15 protein-coding genes are annotated in these 18,709 nt (G+C 73.3%); 10 read left to right on the top strand and 5 right to left on the bottom strand.

The features are described from left to right. Positions 1-6 precede the first annotated feature (6 nt). A complete protein-coding gene (locus tag KOV94_RS10085) occupies positions 7-1,317 on the bottom strand; it encodes an MFS transporter (protein ID WP_218051949.1) in 1,311 nt (436 codons plus the stop codon). Between the two features lie 132 nt (positions 1,318-1,449). Next, positions 1,450-2,163 (bottom strand): helix-turn-helix transcriptional regulator, encoded by a 714-nt coding sequence (locus KOV94_RS10080; RefSeq protein ID WP_218051948.1) that lies wholly within the window; start codon positions 2,161-2,163, stop codon positions 1,450-1,452. An 86-nt stretch (positions 2,164-2,249) separates the two neighbouring features. Here KOV94_RS10080 and KOV94_RS10075 point away from each other — a divergent pair, with 86 nt between their 5' ends. From KOV94_RS10075 to KOV94_RS10065, 3 genes are all read left to right on the top strand, one after another. Next, the gene (locus KOV94_RS10075; RefSeq protein WP_235843484.1) at positions 2,250-3,530 is read left to right on the top strand and encodes a DUF8744 domain-containing protein; all 1,281 of its coding nucleotides are present in this window, start codon (positions 2,250-2,252) and stop codon (positions 3,528-3,530) included. Continuing rightward, positions 3,527-6,289, top strand: coding sequence for a multicopper oxidase domain-containing protein (locus KOV94_RS10070; RefSeq protein WP_218051947.1), 2,763 nt, complete (start codon positions 3,527-3,529; stop codon positions 6,287-6,289). Before KOV94_RS10075 ends, KOV94_RS10070 begins: the two co-directional genes overlap by 4 nt. A gap of 89 nt (positions 6,290-6,378) precedes the next feature. Continuing rightward, entirely contained in the window at positions 6,379-7,638 is a 1,260-nt protein-coding gene (locus KOV94_RS10065) for an amidohydrolase (RefSeq protein WP_218051946.1), read from the top strand. 153 nt (positions 7,639-7,791) lie between these two features. Here the strand turns inward: KOV94_RS10065 and KOV94_RS10060 are convergent, their stop codons facing one another. Next, complete coding sequence (locus KOV94_RS10060) at positions 7,792-9,132, bottom strand: pectate lyase (protein ID WP_124343337.1); 1,341 nt, start codon at positions 9,130-9,132, stop codon at positions 7,792-7,794. 254 nt (positions 9,133-9,386) lie between these two features. Next, positions 9,387-11,057: a glucose-6-phosphate isomerase gene (pgi, locus tag KOV94_RS10055; protein WP_124343336.1), complete on the bottom strand. Its 1,671-nt coding sequence runs from the start codon at positions 11,055-11,057 to the stop codon at positions 9,387-9,389. 205 nt (positions 11,058-11,262) lie between these two features. On the opposite strand from pgi, the gene KOV94_RS10050 reads away from it, so the two are divergent. From KOV94_RS10050 to KOV94_RS10040, 3 genes are read left to right on the top strand one after another with little or no spacing between them, the layout of a single operon-like run. Beyond that, positions 11,263-11,835, top strand: coding sequence for a hypothetical protein (locus tag KOV94_RS10050; protein WP_218051945.1), 573 nt, complete (start codon positions 11,263-11,265; stop codon positions 11,833-11,835). Further along, entirely contained in the window at positions 11,832-12,368 is a 537-nt protein-coding gene (locus KOV94_RS21240) for an OmpA family protein (RefSeq protein ID WP_124343333.1), read from the top strand. The genes KOV94_RS10050 and KOV94_RS21240 overlap by 4 nt, the downstream gene beginning before the upstream one ends. A 34-nt stretch (positions 12,369-12,402) precedes the next feature. Next, positions 12,403-12,726, top strand: a complete 324-nt coding sequence (locus tag KOV94_RS10040; RefSeq protein ID WP_124343332.1) for a hypothetical protein — start codon at positions 12,403-12,405, stop codon at positions 12,724-12,726. 101 nt (positions 12,727-12,827) lie between these two features. Here the strand turns inward: KOV94_RS10040 and KOV94_RS10035 are convergent, their stop codons facing one another. Next, complete coding sequence (locus tag KOV94_RS10035) at positions 12,828-13,880, bottom strand: LLM class flavin-dependent oxidoreductase (RefSeq protein WP_218051944.1); 1,053 nt, start codon at positions 13,878-13,880, stop codon at positions 12,828-12,830. Positions 13,881-14,105: 225 nt separating this feature from the next. On the opposite strand from KOV94_RS10035, the gene KOV94_RS10030 reads away from it, so the two are divergent. The 4 genes from KOV94_RS10030 to KOV94_RS10015 all read left to right on the top strand — a co-directional run bounded on the left by KOV94_RS10030 (position 14,106) and on the right by KOV94_RS10015 (position 18,709). Continuing rightward, on the top strand, positions 14,106-15,293 hold the full coding sequence (locus KOV94_RS10030; protein ID WP_124343339.1) for an ROK family transcriptional regulator: 1,188 nt from the start codon (positions 14,106-14,108) through the stop codon (positions 15,291-15,293). Positions 15,294-15,385: 92 nt separating this feature from the next. Next, positions 15,386-16,708: an extracellular solute-binding protein gene (locus KOV94_RS10025; protein WP_225916457.1), complete on the top strand. Its 1,323-nt coding sequence runs from the start codon at positions 15,386-15,388 to the stop codon at positions 16,706-16,708. A gap of 115 nt (positions 16,709-16,823) precedes the next feature. Beyond that, positions 16,824-17,765 (top strand): carbohydrate ABC transporter permease, encoded by a 942-nt coding sequence (locus KOV94_RS10020; protein WP_218051942.1) that lies wholly within the window; start codon positions 16,824-16,826, stop codon positions 17,763-17,765. Next, positions 17,762-18,709, top strand: coding sequence for a carbohydrate ABC transporter permease (locus KOV94_RS10015; RefSeq protein ID WP_124343839.1), 948 nt, complete (start codon positions 17,762-17,764; stop codon positions 18,707-18,709). The genes KOV94_RS10020 and KOV94_RS10015 overlap by 4 nt, the downstream gene beginning before the upstream one ends.

The raw sequence follows: 18,709 nt of genomic DNA, 5'->3' as shown, positions 1-18,709 counted from the left end.
ACCGGGTCAGCTGGGGCGCGGGGCGCCGGGACGCGCGTACTGCACCCACGTGAGGGCGGTGCAGGCGGCGAAGTAGACGGCGCACCCGACGAAGAACGCCGTGGGCGACCAGGCGGACAGCGCCATGCCGACGAGGAACGGGCCGAACGCTGCGCACGCGGACGTGAACCCGATGACGCCGCCCGCACGCCGGCGGTCGAAGATCATCGGCATCTGCTTGAACGTGCCCGCGTTGCCGATGCCCGCGAACGTGAAGATCAGCAGCATCCCGGCGAGGAACCAGCCGAACGAGGCCGTGTCCGTCGGGCGCAGGAAGAACAGCGTGAAGACGGTGCTGACGGTCATGCCGAGGCCGGAGACGAGCGTCCACACCGCACCGCCGAACCGGTCGCACAGCGGACCCCACGCGGCGCGCGTGATCGAGCCGAGCAGCGGGCCGAGGAACGCGAACTTCAGCGGGTCGGGCGCGTTCTCGAACCCGCCGAACAGGTTGAGCGTGAGCAGGCCGAGCTGCGCGGCGAACCCGGAGAACGCGCCGAACGTCATGACGTAGATCGCGGTCATGAACCACGTGTGCCTGTCGCGGAAGATGTCCGCCTGCTCGCGGATGTTCGCCGTCACCGGCACGCGCTTGAGGTACAGCGCCGCGAGCCCGATGCCGAGCAGCACCCACGGCACCAGGACGAGGCCCGCGTTGTGCAGCCACAGCTGACCGCCGCCGTCGGCCTTCTGCTGCGGCGTCAGGACGGCCGTGCCGAGCAGGCCGAACCCGATGACCCACGGCACGAGGAACTGGATGAGGCTCACGCCGAAGTTGCCCAGCCCCGCCTGCAGGCCCAGCGCGGTGCCGGCCATCCGCTTCGGGAAGAAGTAGCTCGTCGACGGCATGAACCCGGCGAAAGCTCCGCCTCCCAGGCCCGCCGCGACGGCGAGCAGCAGCAGCACCGCGTACGGCGTGGACGGGTCGCGGACCGCCATCGTCCAGCCCGCCATCGGCAGCAGCATGAGCGTCGCCGTCCCGCCGACCAGCGTGCGCGTCCCCAGCATCGGCGGCAGGAACGTGTACGCCATCCGGAACAGGCCGCCCGCGAGGCCCGGGATCGCGACCAGCCAGTACAGCTGCTCCTTCGACAGGTCGTACCCGATGACGTTGAGCCGGGGCGCGATCGCGCTCACGAGGTACCAGACGCAGAACGCGAGGGTCAGGTTGTACGTCGTGATCCAGAGCGTGCGCCACGCGAGCTTCTTGTCCCACGTGGACTCGTCCTCGGGGTTCCAGTTCGCCAGGTCGGGCGCGAGTGCCGTCGTTGCCGCCATCGGGTCCTCCTCGTGCGTGCGCCGGGGTGTGGCGCCGAGGACCGGTGCCGGTCCCCTCGGCGTGAGCATCGCGGCTCCCCGGCGGGCCGCTCCACCGCGAGTGCCGTGGAAAACCGCCCGGCGCTCAGGTCGTCAGGAGGCGGCGGACCGGAGGGTCAGGACGCAGTGGTGGGGCTCGACGAACGGGTGCAGCTCGGCCGCCTCGACCGGGCCGCCGACGGCGTCGAGCACGCCCTGCGCGAGGCCCAGGTGCACGCTGCACACGATGTCCGGGCGCTCGCGGGCGAGGTCGAGGAACGGGCAGCGCCACAGGTGGAACCGCAACGGCTCGTCCTCGAGGTCGGGGTCGAACCCCAACCGGTCGAGGTGCGCGGTGAGCGCGTCGAGCTGCCGCTGCTCGGGCGGCGCGTCGGGCGACGAGCGCGGCGTCGGCGTGTGCAGCGCGGTCACGGCGCGGGCGGCGAGCTCGCGGCCCGCAGCACGCGCGGTCTCCGGGACGGACTCGACGGGCGTGCCGTAGCCCTGCAGCAGCACGCGGCTCAGCGCGGCGCCCGCGATCGCGTCCTCCAGCCGGCGCGCGGCGACGGGGTCGGTCCGCACGTCCTGCGACGTCACGGCGCGGTAGACGATCCGCGGGCGCCCGCGTGTCGTGCGGACCTCGGGTTCGCGGTGCACGAACCCGTCGAGCACCAGGCGCTGGAGGTGCTCGCGTGCGGTGTTCTCGTGCAGGCCGGTCCGGTCGGCGAGCTCGCCGACCGTCTGCGGGCCGCCGCTCTGCAGCAGGTGCAGCAGGTCGACGCGGCTGCCCGAGCCCAGCGTGCGGGCCGCTGCGGTGCGTCGGGACATGCGCCGATCATCGAGGTGGAGTGACGTGCGCGGCTCGGGACCTCCGTCCCATCCGCAGGCCAGGGGCGCAAATCTACGGTCGAGCCGTGAATACTCCTGGCCTGCGCGGACGGACCGCCCTCATGGTCCCCGTCGCGGTCGCCCTGCTCGCGGGGCTCGACGCCGCGCTCGTCCTGCTCGGGCTCCCGGCACCCGTCACGACGCAGCGGTTGCCCGACGTGCACGGCGCGCTCATGGTGCTCGGCTTCGTCGGTGCGCTCGTCGCGCTCGAGCGCGCGGTCGCCGTCGGTCGGCTGCTCGGCTACGCCGCGCCCGCGCTGCTGGGTCTCGGCGGGCTCCTGCTGCTGTCGCCGCTGCCGCTCGTGGCCGGGCGGGTCGCGCAGCTCGGCGGGGCCGTCGCGCTCGTCGGCCTGTACGGCGCGGTGTGGCGGCGCCAGGCCGCGGCCGCGGTCGCCGTGCAGGGCCTCGGCGCGCTGATGGCGGTCGGCTCGGCCGTGCTGTGGCTCGGCGACGTGCCCGTCCCGCGCCTCGTCCCGTGGTGGGTGGGTTTCCTGGTGCTGACCGTCGCGGGCGAGCGGCTCGAGCTCATGCGCGTCGCGGCACCGCCGCCCGTCGCGGAGCGCGGCGTCGTCGGGGCGTCCCTCGCGTTCCCCGTCGCCGCCGCGCTCGCGCTGCTGTGGCCGTCCGTCGGGTACGCCGCCCTCGGCGTCGTGCTGCTCGTGCTCGTCCTCTTCCTCGTCCGGTACGACGTCGCGCGCCGGACCGTGCGGGCCACCGGGCTGCCGCGGTTCATGGCCGTCGCGATGCTCGCCGGGTACGCCTGGCTCGCGGTCGCGGGCGCGCTGTGGCTCGTCGGCGGCCCGCAGCTCGCCGGACCGGGGTACGACGCGGTGCTGCACGCCGTGTTCCTCGGGTTCGTGATCTCGATGGTCATGGCGCACGCGCCCGTGATCCTGCCCGCCGTGCTGCGCCGCCCGCTGCCGTACCGGCCGCTGATGTACGGACCGCTCGTCGCGCTGCACCTCACGCTCGTGCTGCGGGTCGCCGTCGGGGACGCGCGCGACCTGCCGGTCGTCGTGCAGGTCGGCGGCGTCGGCAACATCCTCGCCGTCCTCGCGTTCCCGGTCGTCGCGGCGCTGTCCGCCCGCGCGGCCCGCCGGCCCCGACCCGGTCCGGCGACCGTCGACGGCCACCCCGACCGCCCCGTCGCCGTCACCGCTGACCCGGCGACGGGGCTCCCGACCACCGCGACCGGTGCGGACGAGATCCCGGGCGACGATCGCGCGCCGTCCCGCCCGCCCGCCGCGAGGCAGCGCGCGCAGGCGGGCGCCCCCGGCCGGCCCGACCCCGCGGAGGTGACCGCGTGACCCGGGCGTCGTGGCACCTGCGGGCCAACGCGCTCGTGGGTGCGTGGCTCGTCGCGGCCGTCGCCGCGACGCTCGTGCACCGGAACGTCCCGGCGGCGCCGTGGCTCATGGTGCACCTGCTGCTCCTCGGCGCCGTGAGCACCGCGATCCTGGTGTGGAGCCAGCACTTCGCCGACACGCTGCTGCGCCGACCTGCGCCCGGCGGCCGCCGCGGCCACACCGCCCGGCTGGCGGCCCACACGCTCGGCGCGGTCCTCGTCGTCGCCGGGCTGCTCGCGTCCGTCTGGGCGCTGGTCGTCGCGGGCGGCGTGCTCGTCGCGGCCGGCGCGGTCGCGCACGTCGTCGTCCTCGCGCGGCAGGGCCGCGGTGCGCTGCCGTCGCGGTTCGGGCCGATGGTCCGGTACTACGTCGCGGCGAGCGCGCTGCTCCCGGTCGGCGTCACGCTGGGCGTGCTCATGGCGCGCGGCGACCTGTCCGACGAGGCGCACGGCCGCGCGTACGTCGCGCACGTCGCGCTCAACCTGCTCGGCTGGGTCGGGCTGACGGTGCTCGGCACGCTCGTCGTGCTGTGGCCGACGGTCCTGCACGCCCGGATCGACGAGCGCGCGGAGAAGGCGGCGCCGCGCGCGCTGCCCGTCGTGCTCGCCGGGCTCGCGGTCGTCGGTGCCGGGTCCGCGACCGGGTGGCGCCCGCTCGTCGGCGTCGGCTGTCTCGTCGTCGTCGCGGGCTGCGCCGTCATCGCGCGGTCCATGGCCGACCAGGCGCGCACGGCCGTCCCCCGCACGTACGCGGCGTGGACCGTCGGGGCCGCGGTGCTGTGGCTCGTGGGCTGCACGCTCGCGTACGGCGTCGTCGTCGCGACCGCGCCGTCGTGGGCCGCTGCGGTCGACGACGTCAAGGTGCTCGTCGCGCCCTTCGCGGTCGGGTTCGCCGCCCAGGTGCTCGTCGGGTCGCTGTCCTACCTGCTGTCCGTCGTCCTCGGCGGCGGCCCGTCGACGGCCCGCGCGACCGCCGCCGAGCTCGACCGCGGCGCGCTCGTCCGGCTGGTGCTGGTCAACGGCGGGCTGCTCGTCTACGTCGCTCCCGTGCCGGCCGCCGTCCGGGTCGTGTGCTCGTTCGTCGTGCTCGGCGCGCTCGCGACGTTCCTCGTGCTCGCCGTGCGGGCTGCGCTCGTCGCCCGACGTGCCGCGCCGCCCTCGCCGGTGTCGCGACCGGGCGCAGGCGCGACGTCCGCCGCGACCGAGCCGCGCCCCACCGACGGTCCGAGCCCTCGCGCTGCCGCGTCGGGGTCCGCCCGGGGTGCGACGCGCACGACGGTCGGGTCACAGCATCACCGGTCCGGCGCTGCGGCTGTCGGTGTCGGGGTGCTCGCGCTCGTCGTCGCGGTCGGTGTGGCCGTCGACCCGCCCGCGGCGGGGATCGGCCTCGTGTCCGCCGCCGGCGCGGACGGCGTCGCGCCCACGGGGCGCACCACGACCGTCCAGGTCGAGGCGCGCGACATGCGCTTCTCGCCCGACCGCATCGAGGTACCCGCCGGCGACCGGCTCGTGATCGAGCTCGTCAACGCGGACGACGACGTGCACGACCTCACGCTCGCGACGGGGGCGACGACGGGGCGGGTCACGCCGGGGCAGTCCGCGACGCTCGACGTCGGCGTGGTCGGGCGGTCCGTCGACGCGTGGTGCGCGGTCGCCGGGCACCGGTACATGGGCATGACGCTCGACGTCGTCGCGGTCGGCGGGCCGGTGACGGCGGACGGGGCGGACGGCGCGCACGGCGAGGGCAGCGGCGTCGACCCGACGGGCACCGCGCACGCCGAGCACCCGGGGCACGGCGCACCGGACGGCACCGCGACAGGCCCGTCGGCGGCGGACGACCTGGACCTGATGGCCGCACCGGACGACGGCTTCGTCGCGCGCGACGCCGCGGCACCGCCGTCGGAGGCCGCCGGCCGCACGCACCGCCGCACGCTCACGGTCCGCGAGGTCGAGCGCGAGGTCGCCCCGGGCGTGACGCAGACGCTGTGGACGTTCGACGGCGCCGCGCCCGGGCCGGTGCTGCGCGGCCAGGTCGGCGACCGGTTCGAGATCACGCTCGTCAACGACGGGTCGATCGGCCACTCGATCGACTTCCACGCGGGCGAGCTCGTGCCGGACGACACCATGCGCACGATCGCACCGGGGACGTCCCTCACGTTCTCCTTCACGGCGACGCGCAGCGGGATCTGGATGTACCACTGCTCGACGATGCCGATGAGCCTGCACATCGCGAACGGCATGTTCGGCGCGGTCGTGATCGACCCGCCGGGGCTGCCGCCGGTCGACCACGAGTACGTCGTCGTGCAGTCGGAGCTCTACCTCGGGCCGCAGGGCGGCGTCGCGGACCCGGCGCGCATCGCGACGCGCGTGCCCGACCTCGTCGTCCTCAACGGCTACGCGCACCAGTACCGCGACCGCCCGCTGGAGGTGACCGCGGGGGAGCGCCTGCGCTTCTGGGTCCTCGACGCGGGACCGAACCTGTCGTCGGCGTTCCACGTCGTCGGGGCGCAGCTCGACACGCTGTACCGCGAGGGCGACTGGGTGCTGCGCGACGGCGGCTCGACGGGCACGGGCGGCGCCCAGGTGCTGTCTCTCGCGCCCGCCGAGGGCGGCTTCGTCGAGCTGACGATCCCGCAGCCCGGCACCTACCCGTTCGTGTCGCACGCGATGAGCGACGCCGAGTCCGGCGCGTCCGGCCGGCTCGTCGTCACCGCCCCCTGACACCCGGCGCCGGCGCACCCCCGGGCCGGCGCCGGGCCCGCCGCCACCCGACCCGAGGCGTCGGGCGGCGGCGACGTACGGTGGACGACATGACCACCAGCACCTCGTCGCCGTCCCCTGCCCAGCGTCCGGACCGCACCGTCGCGATCACCGGTGGCTACGTCGTGCCGGTGTCGGGGCCGCCGGTCGAGGGCGGCACGGTGCTCGTGGTCGACGGCCGGATCGCCGCGGTCGGCGCGGACGTCGAGGTGCCCGAGGGGACGCGCGTGATCGACGCGACCGGGCGCTGGGTCCTGCCCGGGTTCATCGACGGGCACGCGCACGTCGGCCTCCACGAGGAGGGCGAGGGAACCGCCGGCAACGACACCAACGAGATGGTCACGCCCAACACCGCAGGCGTCCGGGCGGTCGACGCCGTGAACATCGAGGACGAGGGCTTCCGCGACGCCCTCGTCGGCGGCATCACGGCGGTCGTCGTGAAGCCCGGTTCGGGCAACCCGATCGGCGGCCAGTCGGTCGCGATGAAGACGTGGGGCGGCCGCACGGTCGACGAGCAGGTGATCTCGGCGTCGGTGAGCGTGAAGTCGGCGCTGGGGGAGAACCCGAAGCGCGTGTACGGCGAGCGCAAGCAGCTCCCGTCGACGCGCCTCGGCACGGCGCTGGTCATCCGCGAGGCGTTCACGAAGGCCCGGCACTACGCGGCCGCGCGGGCCGCGGCGGCGACCAAGGGCGAGCCGTTCGCCGCCGACCTCGCGCTCGAGACCCTGGCGCGCGTGCTCGACGGCGAGCTCGTGTGGGACCAGCACACGCACCGGCACGACGACATCGCGACCGCGCTGCGCCTCGCGGACGAGTTCGGCTACCGGCTGGTCGTGAACCACGGCACCGAGGCGCACAAGATCGCCGACGTGCTCGCGGAGCGCGACGTGCCGGTGATCTTCGGCCCCATGTTCACGAGCCGCTCCAAGGTCGAGCTGCGCGACCGCGCGATCGAGAACCTCGCGGCCATCGCGGCCGCGGGCGTGCGCGTCGCGATCACGACCGACCACCCCGTCGTGCCGATCAACTTCCTCGTGCACCAGGCGACGCTCGCGGTCAAGGAGGGCCTGCCGCGGCAGACCGCGCTCGAGGCGCTCACGACGAACCCCGCGTCGTTCTTCGGGCTCGACGGCCGCGTCGGCGCGCTCGAGCCGGGCCGCGACGGCGACGTGGTCGTGTGGTCGGGCGACCCGCTCGACGTGCACGCCCGCGCGGAGCACGTGCTCATCGACGGCCGCACGGTCTACACGTGGGACGAGGCCGCGCACCGGGGCCGCGTCGTCGAGCGCGCGGAGCGCTTCGCCCGCTGACCGCGGCGACGCCCGCCGGCACGGCCCCGCCTGCGTCGGGCGGGTGACGACGGACCGTCGACGACCGACGGCACCGTCCCGGGAGCGTGGGACGGTGCCGTCGGTGGTGCGGGACGTCAGGCGGGACCGGTCACCGGTCCGCGCCGGGACGGCTCAGCGGTAGGTGATCGACGAAGTCGAGTACCCGCACGCCGCGGACGGCCCGGACGAGACCTTGCTCGGCTCGCCCGAGGTCACCCCCTTGTACTCCTCGCAGATCGCGATCTTCTTCGACGAGTCGTTGATGATCGTGACGCCGCTGATCGTCGCCTTGTCGCCCAGGTTGGAGTTGATCCCGACCAGCGACTTGCCGGGCGCGGTCACCTGCACGTTCTGCACCACGACCGTGCGGGCGTACTGCTTGGAGCAGTTGCCGCACGAGCGGTAGAGCTTGCCGAAGTCGGAGACCTGGACGTTCTTGATGACGAACGTGCCGGGGCCGTTGTGCTGGAAGACCTTGTCCGACGCCGAGCGCGCGCCGCCGCCGTTCACGGTCATGACCTGCGACGACGAGGTGCCCTTGAACGTCGCGGCGTCCTCCTCGACGTCCTCCCACCACACGTTCTCGAGCGTGCACGTGCCGGTGCAGTGGACACCGTCGCCCGCACCCGAGCCGAGGATGACGTTCTTGAGGACGGCACCGTCGGACAGCAGGAACATGGGCGGCTGCGACTCGCTCTGCCCGCCGGACGAGATGCCGTAGTAGCGGACGAGCCCGCCGTCGAGCGTGCCGCTCACGGAGATGGTCGACGAGACCTTCTTCTCGCCCGTCGCCGTCGGCCACGACGGGAACGAGCCGGGGTTGGACGTGGTCGTCGGCTTGGGGGTCGACGTCGCGGTCGCCGTGGGCTTCGGGGTGGACGTCGACGTGGCCGTCGGCTTGGGCGTCGACGTCGCGGTCGGCGTGCTGCCCGAGCCGACCTTCACCAGCTGCCACTGCTGGTGGTACGACTTGCCGTCGGTGAGCTGCACGACGGCCGCACCGGCGGACGTCGAGGCGCCGGCGATCGACACGACCTTGCCCGAGTTCCGGTTGACCAGGCGCACGTAGTCGCTCTGGTCGACGAGCGAGAACTGCTGCGACCAGCTGCTCTGGTCGGTCGCCTGCACGAGCGCGGCGCCGTCGGACGTGCTCGCGGACGCGACGGCCAGCACCTTGCCGGACGCGCGGTTGTGCAGCTCGTAGTAACCGCTGCCGACGGACACGAACTGCCACTGCTGCGAGGCCGCGTCCGTGCGGTTCGCGGTCACGGCCGCGGCACCGTCGGACGTCGAGGCGCCCTGCACGTCGACGACCTTGCCGCTCTTGCGGCTGACGAGCACGTACGTCGCGCTGCCGTCGGGCGTCGCCGCGGAGGCGGCGGGAGCGACGGCGAGGGCGGTCGCGGTGGCGAGCACGCCGGCGACGGCGAGTGCGACGGCCTGGCGGGCGCGGCGCGTGGGACGGGATGTCATGAACGACCTCCGATGGGGGAAAGCGGTTGCTGGGACACCCAACCACCGCAAATCGCCCAGCGGGAGCGCTATGAGACGTTTCTCATGGCTCTACCGGTCCAGACTTTCGATACCGCCCCCGACTGCGTCACGGGCTGTGCCGCGCCCACTTCCGGTGCCGTGCGCACCACTGCTGACCTGGGCGGATATCGCTCACCGTGCGCAGTGGGCGCCGCCCGGCGATCCGGACGGCGCCCACTGGGCAGACGGCGGGGTCAGCCCCGCAGCTCCAGGTACTTCGCGATGAGCGCCTTCGTCGACGGGTCCTGCGCGTCGAGCGCGGACGCGTCGCCCTCGACCGCGGGCGCGATCTCGAGCGCGAGCTTCTTGCCGAGCTCGACGCCCCACTGGTCGAACGAGTCGATGCCCCACACGACGCCCTGCACGAACGTGATGTGCTCGTACAGCGCGATGAGCTGACCCAGCACCGACGGCGTGAGCGACGGCGCGAGGATCGACGTCGTCGGCCGGTTCCCGGAGAACACGCGCGCGGGGACGATGTCCTCAGCGGTGCCCTCGGCGCGCACCTCGTCGGCGGTCTTGCCGAACGCGAGGGCCTTCGTCTGCGCGAAGAAGTTCGCGAGGAACAGCCCGTGCACGTCGGTCTCGCCGTCCTTGAGCGGGTGCGCGGGGTTCGCGACCGCGATGAAGTCCGACGGGATCAGGCGCGTGCCCTGGTGGATGAGCTGGTAGAACGCGTGCTGGCCGTTGGTGCCGGGCTCGCCCCAGAACACCTCGCCGGTCTGCGTCGACACCGGGGTGCCGTCCCAGCGGACCGACTTGCCGTTCGACTCCATCGTCAGCTGCTGCAGGTATGCCGGGAAGCGGTGCAGGTACTGCGCGTAGGGGAGGACCGCGTGCGTGTGCGCGCCGAGGAAGTTGACGTACCAGACGTTGAGCAGACCCATGAGGACGGGCACGTTCTGCGCGAAGGGCGTCGTCGCGACGTGGGTGTCGACGGCGTGGAAGCCCGCGAGGAAGTCGCGGAACGCGTCGGGGCCGATCGCGATCGCGAGCGACGTGCCGATCACGGAGTCGACCGAGTAGCGGCCGCCGACCCAGTCCCAGAACCCGAACGCGTTCGCGGGGTCGATGCCGAACGCTGCGACCTTGTCGAGCGCGGTCGACACCGCCACGAAGTGCTGCGCGACGGCTGCGTTGCGCGCCTCGTCGGTGTCCTCGGTGCCGAGCTCGCGCCACAGCCAGTCGCGCGCCAGTCGCGCGTTCGTCAGCGTCTCGAGCGTCCCGAACGTCTTCGACGCGACGATGAAGAGGGTCGTGCGCGGATCGAGGCCCTTGACCTTCTCGGCCAGGTCGGTCGGGTCGATGTTCGACACGAACCGCACCTCGAGGCCGTCCTGCACGTACGGCTTGAGCGCCTCGTACGCCATGACCGGGCCGAGGTCCGAGCCGCCGATGCCGATGTTGACGACCGTGCGCACCCGCTCGCCGGTGACGCCCGTCCACGCGCCCGACCGCACCCGGTCGGCGAACGCGGACATCTTCGTGAGCTCGGCCTGCACGTCGGCGTCGACGTCCTGCCCGTCGACGACCAGCGCGGGCGACGCACCCGCGGGCCGGCGCAGGGCCGTGTGCAGCACCGCGCGGTCCTCGGTGACGTTGATGTGGTCACCGCGGAGCTGCGCCTGCACCCGGTCGGCGAGCCCGACCTCCTCGGCGAGCCGCACGAGCAGCGCGAGCGTCTCGTCGGTCACGAGGTTCTTCGACAGGTCGACGTGCAGGTCGGCGAGCGGGAACGACAGGCGCTCCGCGCGGGCCGGGTCCGTGGCGAACCAGCCGCGCAGGTCGGCGTGCAGCTCGGCCTCGTGCGCGGACAGGTCCTGCCACGCGCTCGTGCTGGTGGCGTCGATGGGGTGCGAGGACACGGGTCTCCCTCTCGGAGCGGGTGATGGGTGCGCGACCGCGCTGGCCGTCCCAACCTAGCCCGGGCGGCGACCCGCCCGCACAGGACGTCCGTCGGTCCTCGCGCTGGTCCGACCGGGTACCGTCGCGGCCTCCGTCCGGGTGAGCGGGCCGTGCGGCCGGTGGGACGGCCGCGAGGGAACCAGACGGATCGGGCATGATCGCGGGATGCCTCGGACAACCCGGACCCTGCTGGCGCGCCGTCGTGCGACGCTCGCCGCTCTCCTCGTGCTCGCCGCCCCGCTGGCCGCCTGCACGGGCGGGTCGGACCCCGACCCGAGCCCGACGGCCGCGTCCCCGAGCGCGTCGGCGGACGCGGGCGGCACCGGCGGCGACGAGACGACCGTCGCGGAGGCGGAGGCGACGCTCCCGAAGGGCATCGGGACGGTCGACGTCGCGGTGCGCTCGCTCACCCTCGACGGCAACGGCTCGACGATGACGCTGCGCGTGGCCTTCACGCCGCACCTGACGAACGCCGACGACGAGGTCTCGCTGTCGGAGATGAACGACTTCTTCTTCGTGCACCCGGTGCTCCTGGACCGGCAGAACCTCAAGCGCTACTCCGTGGTCGAGGGCGAGGGAGTCCAGGACTGGCTGACCAACGACGACGCCGTCACGCGCGACGGCGAGCCGCTGGAGTCGTGGTTCGTGTACGCGGCGCCCGAGGACGACGTCGACGAGATCACGTTCACGATCGACGAGTGGTCGGTCGAGCTGCCCGCGATCCCGGTGGCGTCGTGAGCACGGTGCACCTCGCCGTCGCGGCGGCCCTCGCGCTCCCGCTGGTGGTCGTCCCCGCGGGGTACGTCGACCGGTCGGACGCCCCCGAGCCGTCGACGGCGAAGATCGAGAAGTCGATCGACCGCTACTCGACCGACGGGTCCGTCGAAGCCGTCGAGCCGCCCCAGCAGGAGGGCACCACGACGGTGCTGACGATCGGGTCGGACGTGCTGTTCGCGTTCGGCAGCGCCGACCTCGACCCCGCCGCGCTGGCCGCCGTCGAGCACCAGGCGCAGCAGGTGCCGCAGGGCGCCGAGGTGTCGGTCGTCGGGCATACCGACTCGCGCGGCGGCGACGCGATCAACCTGCCGCTGTCGAGCGCCCGCGCGGAGGCCGTCGCGGCGGTCCTGCGGTCGTCGCGGCCCGACCTCGTCCTCGCAGTCGGCGGTGCCGGGTCGAGCGAGCCGCTCGCGTCGGAGTACGCCGGCACGACGCCCGACCTGGAGGCGATGGCCCGCAACCGCCGCGTCGAGATGCGCTGGGCGACGGGCTGACGGCCCCTCCGGGCGTGCGACGTAGGGTGAGCCGGTGCACCGGATCCCCACCGCGCTGATCGCCGCGCTCACGCTCGTCGTCGGGTTCGCGGTCGCGCAGGCGACCGACGTGCGGGCGCTCGGCGGGGCGGTGCTCCTGGCCGGGGGCGCATGGTGCGCGGTGCGGTCGTGGCGCCCCGCCGGCCCGGTGCGGACCGTCGCGGTGCTCGTCGTCGCGGCTCTCTGCTTCGTCGTCTCGCACCTGCTCGCACCGCACCTCGGTGCCTGGCCGTCCGTCCTGCTCGTGGCCGTCGTCCTGGCTGCCGTGACCTGGACGCTCGTCGACCGCCCGGCGACGCCGCTGCGCGCGCGGTCCTGACCGCGGGGCGGTCCTGACCTCCGCACCGTCCTGCCCGCCGCGCCGTGCTGACGTTCGACGCCGTCAGCCCAGCGCGTCCGCGGACCAGCCGTTCGACGCCGTCAGCCGAGTGCGTCCCGGACCAGCGGCGCGACGCGCGTGCCGAGCAGCTCGATCGCGTGCATCGACTCGGCGTGCGGCACGCCCGACAGGTCCATCTGGAACGCCTGCCGGTCGTGGTGCAGCACGCCGTGCAGCGCGACGATCCGCTCGGCGACCTCCTCGGGGTGCCCGACGAAGTAGGCGCCGCCGCGCGCGGCCTGCGACTCGAACGCGATCCGGTTGGGCTGCGCGAACCCGCGCTCGGACGCGATCCGGCGCAGGGAGTCGTGCCAGTACGGGTAGAAGAAGTCGCGCGCGGCGCGCGGGTCGTCGGCGACGAAGCCCATGCCGGCGACGGAGACGAACGGCTGCTCGGGGCGCCCGGGCCGCGTCGAGGCGGCGTAGGACTCGCGGTAGAGGTCGACGAGCGGCGCGAACGACGCGGGCTGGCCGCCGATGATCGCGTAGGAGACGGGCAGGCCGAGCGTGCCCGCGCGCGCCGACGAGCGAGGGTTGCCGCCGGTCGCGATCGCGAGGCGCAGGTGCGGGCCGAGCCCGGGCTTGTCGAGCGGGCGGGGCAGCACGAGGGCGTCGTCGAGCGGCGCGCGGAACCGGCCCGTCCAGGTGGTGCGCTCGGCCTCGTCGAGGCGCAGGAGGAGGCCGATCTTCTCGTCGAAGAGCGCGTCGTAGTCGTCGAGGGACGCACCGAACAGCGGGTAGGACTCGATGAACGAGCCGCGTCCGGCGAGCAGCTCGACGCGGCCGCCGGAGTAGAGGTCCATGGTCGAGAACTGCTGGTGCACGCGGACGGGGTCCTCGGTGGACAGCACGGTGACGGCGGAGCCGACGGTGATCCGCGACGTCTGCGCGAGCGCGGCGGCGACCACGGTCGCGGGGGAGGAGATCGCGTAGTCGGGGCGGTGGTGCTCGCCGATGCCGACGTAGTCGAGGCCGACGTCCTCGGCCAGGCGGATGCGCTCGAGGATCTCCCGCAGCCGCTGCGCGGGGGAGACCGTCGCGCCAGACGTCGGGTCGGGGTGAATGTCACCGAACGTGTACAGGCCGAGCTCCATGCGTCGTCCAACGTGGGACGGCGCCGCGGTGTTCCGATCAGCGGCCAGCACGATCGTGGCGTCGTCGCACGTCGGACGGTCTGGACACGCTCCCACCTCGGCAGATGTCGCCCGCGTGTCGCGCAGGACGACCGCGCGTCGGCCGTGTGAACGGTCGGTCACGATGTGGTCACGGTCACAGATGGACACTTGACCGAGATTAGTAAGGACGCTCTACTAACAAACGTGACGACGACCACCACGCCCGGCTCGGCAGCCGGCAGCGGGACCGCCCGGCCCGTCGGACGCGCGCTGCGTCCCACGGCCAAGGCGCTGCCCGAGCACGGTCGCGCGCACAACCGGTCGATGGTGCTCGCGCACCTCTTCCACGTCGGCCCGTCGTCGCGTGCCGACCTCGCGCGGAGCACGGGGCTCACCCGGGTCACCGTCTCGGGCCTCGTCGCGGAGCTCATCGCGGAGGGCCTCGTCGAGGAGCTCGGGGTCCGCGCCGAGGGCAAGGTGGGCAAGCCCGCGACGCTCGTCGGGATGCGCACCGAGGCGTACCAGGTCGTCGCCGTCGACCTGACCGACGACGCCCGCCTCCACGGCGCGGTCATGAACCTCGACGGCTCCGTCGTCGCCCGGCGCTCCGTGCCGCTCGACGGTCGCACGGGGGAGGACGCGGTCCAGCTGCTCGACGCGCTGTGCCGCGACCTGCTCGGTGCCGCGCAGCGGACCGTCATCGGCGTCGGCATCGCGTCGCCCGGTGTCATCGACCCCGCGGGCGTCGTCGTCCAGGCGCCCAACCGGGGCTGGTACGGCGTGCCGCTCGCCGCGCGCCTCACCGACTCGCTCGGCGTCCCCGTGCACGTCGCGAACGACGCCAACACGCGCGCGCTCGCCGAGTTCACGTACGGCGACGCGAGCGGCAAGGGCACGATCGTCGTGACCGTCGGGCAGGGCGTCGGCGCAGGCATCGTCGTCGACGGCGCCCTCGTGCTCGGGCGGCACCACGCCGCGGGCGAGATCGGCCACGTCACGGTCCTCGACGGCGACACCCCCGAGCGGCCCGCGCCGTGCGCGTGCGGCCGCGAGGGCTGCCTCGAGACCGTGCTCTCCGTCCCCGCGCTGCGCCGCCGCACCGCAGGACGCGACCCCCAGGACTCCGACGCCGAGCTGGCGTCGGTCGGACGGCTGCTGGGCATCGCCCTCGCACCCGTCGTCAGCGCGCTCGACCTCGCGGAGGTCCTGCTCTCCGGCCCCTCGGAGCTGCTGGACGGCCCTCTCCGCGAGTCGGCGCTCGCCACCCTCCGCACCCGCACCATGCCTGTCATCGGCGACGGGCTGGCGCTGCGGATGGGCTCACTCGACGAGGACGGGACCCTCGCCGGCGCGACGGTCCTCGTCCTGTCAGGTCAGCTCGGGGTCACGTGACGACCCCGAGCCGACCCGTTGCAGTCGGAATCACCACCCCGGCGACGCCGTTCGGCGCTCGCCTCGCTCACGGGAGGAACCCCAACGTGAAGATGCTACGTTTCGCGGCCGTCGGCGTGGCAGCCGCGCTCACCCTGACGGCGTGCAGCCAGGGTGACGGAGGCTCGGACGACGACGCGACCGGCAACGGCACCCCGGAGCCGGCCACGATCAAGCTGTGGCTCAACGGCACCGACACCGGTGACGCGCTCCGCGAGTACCTCGTGACGACGTTCGAGAAGGAGAACCCCGGCTCGAAGCTCGTCATCGAGGAGCAGGACTGGAGCGGCCTCGTGCCGCGCCTCCAGACCGCGCTCGCCTCCGAGGAGCAGACCCCGGACGTCGTCGAGATCGGCAACACCCAGTCCGCGACGTTCACCTACGCGGGCGCGTTCTCGGACATCAGCGACCTGTACACCGAGGTCGGCGACGCGAAGCTGCTCCAGGGCTTCGTCGACGCGGGCATGGTCGACGGCAAGAACTACGCGCTGCCGTACTACTCGGGCGCCCGTGCCGTGTTCTACAACAAGGACATGTTCGCGGCGGCCGGCGTCGAGGTGCCGACCACCCTCGCCGAGTTCAACGAGACCGCCAAGAAGCTGCAGTCCGACGCGGTCTCCGGCTTCTGGTTCCCCGGCCAGGACTGGTACAACGGCGCGACCTGGCTCTACACCGCGGGAGGCGACTTCGCGGTGCAGGACGGTGACCAGTGGGAGGGCGCGCTGTCCGACCCGAAGTCGGTCGAGGGTCTCGAGCAGGTCGCCGACCTGTTCGCGAACGCGACCAACGCGCCGGCCGACGCCGACTCGAACGAGCCGTGGGTCCCGTTCAACGCGGGCCAGGCCGCGATGTTCTCCGCGCCGACGTGGGCGCGCTGGAGCATCGACCTGCCGCAGTGCAACAAGGGCGTCGACCCCGACGACACCTCCGACGAGGCCAAGGCGCTGCGCGGTGAGCAGCAGGCCTGCAACGAGGAGCACACCGGCATCTTCGCGATGCCCGGCACCACCAAGGGCGAGTTCGCCACGGCCTTCGCGGGTGGTTCCAACATCGCGGTCGCCGCGAAGTCCAAGAACCAGGAGCTCGCGAAGAACCTCATCCGCATCATCTACTCGCCCGAGTTCCAGCAGATGCTCGGCCAGAACGGCCTCATCCCGGGCAACACCGAGTACACGTCGTCGATGGGTGACGACGTCTACGCCCAGGCCGCGGTCTCGGCCGCGATCAACGCCAAGCTGACGCCGGCCGCCGAGAAGTGGGCCGACGTCGAGGGCGACCGCATCCTGGAGGACTTCTTCCAGCAGATCGCCACGGGCACCCCCGTCGAGCAGGCCGCGGCGGACGCGGACAAGCTCCTCGAGGACACGCTCAACTGATCCACCGGCCGGCCGGGCCCCGCGAGGAGCGGACCCGGCCGGCCCCGGTCAGGCGCGGCCGGGCCGCCGGCGCACAGCCCCGGCCCGGCCGCACCCTGCGAAGGAGCACTCCCGCATGGCAGCCACCGCCCTCGCGACGGACGCGCCCGACGCCCCGACCACACCGGTCCGCCGTCGCCGCCCCCAGCTCGGCGTCTACGGACTCCTGGTCCCCGCCGCCGCCGTCATCGCCGTCGCCCTCGGCTACCCCCTCGTCCGGCAGTTCGTCATCTCCTTCCAGGAGTACGGGCTGCGCCAGCAGTTCGGCCAGCCCGCGGAGTGGGTCGGCCTGCAGAACTACACCGACCTGCTGTCCGACCCCTACGTGTGGACGGTCATCGCCCGGTCCATCGCGTTCTGCCTCGTCAACGCCGCCGTCACGATGGTGATCGGCATGGCGCTCGCGGTGCTCATGTCCCGCGTCGGCCGGGCGGCGCGCACCGCGCTGCAGGTCTCGCTGCTCCTCGCCTGGGGCACGCCCGTCCTCGCGTCCATGACGGTGTGGCAGTGGTTGTTCGACACGCAGTACGGCGTCATCAACTGGGTGCTCGTGCACGTCTTCGGGATCGACTCGATGGCCGGCCACTCGTGGATCGTCCAGCCCGCGTCGTTCTACGTCGTCGCGACCGTGATCGTCGTGTGGATGTCGGTGCCGTTCGTCGTGTTCTCCGTCTACGCGGGCCTGCTGCAGGTCCCGGAGGAGACGATGGAGGCCGCGCAGCTCGACGGCGCCTCCGCACGGCAGCGGTTCTGGAGCATCGCGATCCCGATCATGCGGCCCGTCCTGTCGATCGTCCTGCTGCTGCAGGTGATCTGGGACCTCAAGGTGTTCACGCAGATCTACGTCCTGCAGCGCGCCGGTGCGCCCACGCGGGACACCAACCTGCTCGGCACCCTCATCTACTCGTACTCGGACGAGTTCTCGAAGGCCGGTGCGCTGGCCACGATCATGCTCGTCATCACGCTCGCCCTGACCGGGTTCTACATCCGGCAGATGCTCAAGGAGGACGAGCTGTGAGCGCGCTCGCCACGCCCCCCGCCCCGGCACCGCACGGTGTGCCCGACCCCGCCGCGACCGACGCGGTCGCCCGCACGGCGCCCCGGCGACGCGCGTCGTCGGACTCCGGCCGGACGCAGAGCCCGCTCGCGCGGCGCCTGCTCGGCCTCGTCGCGGTGCTCGTCGCGCTCGTCTGGGTGTTCCCCGTCTACTGGATGATCAACAGCGCGTTCCTGCCGCTCAACAAGCTGCAGGCGCCGGACCCGACGTTCCTTCCGCTCGGCGGCACGTGGTCGAACTTCCGCCGGGTCGTGAACGACGACTCGTTCTGGGCGTCGATGCGCGTGTCCCTGTCCGTCGTCGTGATCGTGCTGGTCGCGGCGCTGCTGTTCGCGTTCCTCGCGGCGCTCGCCGTGAGCCGGTTCCGGTTCAAGGGCCGCAAGTCGTTCATCCTCACGATCCTCGTCGTGCAGATGATCCCTGCCGAGGGCCTGTTCATCTCGCAGTACCAGCTGCTCGACGGCTGGAACCTGGTGAACCGCGTCGGCGGCCTCGCGCTCGTCTACACGGCGGCGATCCTGCCGTTCACGATCTGGATGCTGCGCGGCTTCGTCGCGGGCGTGCCGATCGAGCTCGAGGAGGCCGCGATGGTCGACGGGCTGTCCCGCACCGCCGCGTTCTTCCGCATCACGTTCCCGCTCCTGGCCCCCGGCCTGGTCGCCTCCGGCGTCTACGGGTTCCTGCAGGCGTGGAACGAGTACACCCTGGCCCTCGTCGTCATGACCGACCCTGCGCAGCGCACCCTGCCGCTGTGGCTCCAGGGTCTCGTCGAGGCGAACCGGGCGACCGACTGGGGTGTGGTCATGGCCGGTGCGGCGATCATCGCCGTCCCCGTGATCGTGTTCTTCCTGTTCGTGCAGGGGAAGATGACGTCCGGCCTGGTGGCGGGCGCGGTGAAGGGCTGA

The sequence above is a fragment of the Cellulomonas algicola genome, assembly GCF_019024305.1.
Taxonomy (GTDB): Bacteria; Actinomycetota; Actinomycetes; order Actinomycetales; family Cellulomonadaceae; genus Cellulomonas; species Cellulomonas algicola.
This window is presented reverse-complemented; position numbering and strand designations above follow the sequence as displayed.

Excerpts from the sequence above, each read along its gene's own strand:
- KOV94_RS10050 (WP_218051945.1), top strand. The coding sequence starts at position 11,263 with ATGCCTCGGACAACCCGGACCCTGCTGGCGCGCCGTCGTGCGACGCTC.
- KOV94_RS10080 (WP_218051948.1), bottom strand. The coding sequence starts at position 2,163 with ATGTCCCGACGCACCGCAGCGGCCCGCACGCTGGGCTCGGGCAGCCGC.
- KOV94_RS10020 (WP_218051942.1), top strand. The coding sequence starts at position 16,824 with ATGGCAGCCACCGCCCTCGCGACGGACGCGCCCGACGCCCCGACCACA.
- KOV94_RS10035 (WP_218051944.1), bottom strand. The coding sequence starts at position 13,880 with ATGGAGCTCGGCCTGTACACGTTCGGTGACATTCACCCCGACCCGACG.
- KOV94_RS10065 (WP_218051946.1), top strand. The coding sequence starts at position 6,379 with ATGACCACCAGCACCTCGTCGCCGTCCCCTGCCCAGCGTCCGGACCGC.
- KOV94_RS10085 (WP_218051949.1), bottom strand. The coding sequence starts at position 1,317 with ATGGCGGCAACGACGGCACTCGCGCCCGACCTGGCGAACTGGAACCCC.
- KOV94_RS10060 (WP_124343337.1), bottom strand. The coding sequence starts at position 9,132 with ATGACATCCCGTCCCACGCGCCGCGCCCGCCAGGCCGTCGCACTCGCC.
- KOV94_RS10025 (WP_225916457.1), top strand. The coding sequence starts at position 15,386 with ATGCTACGTTTCGCGGCCGTCGGCGTGGCAGCCGCGCTCACCCTGACG.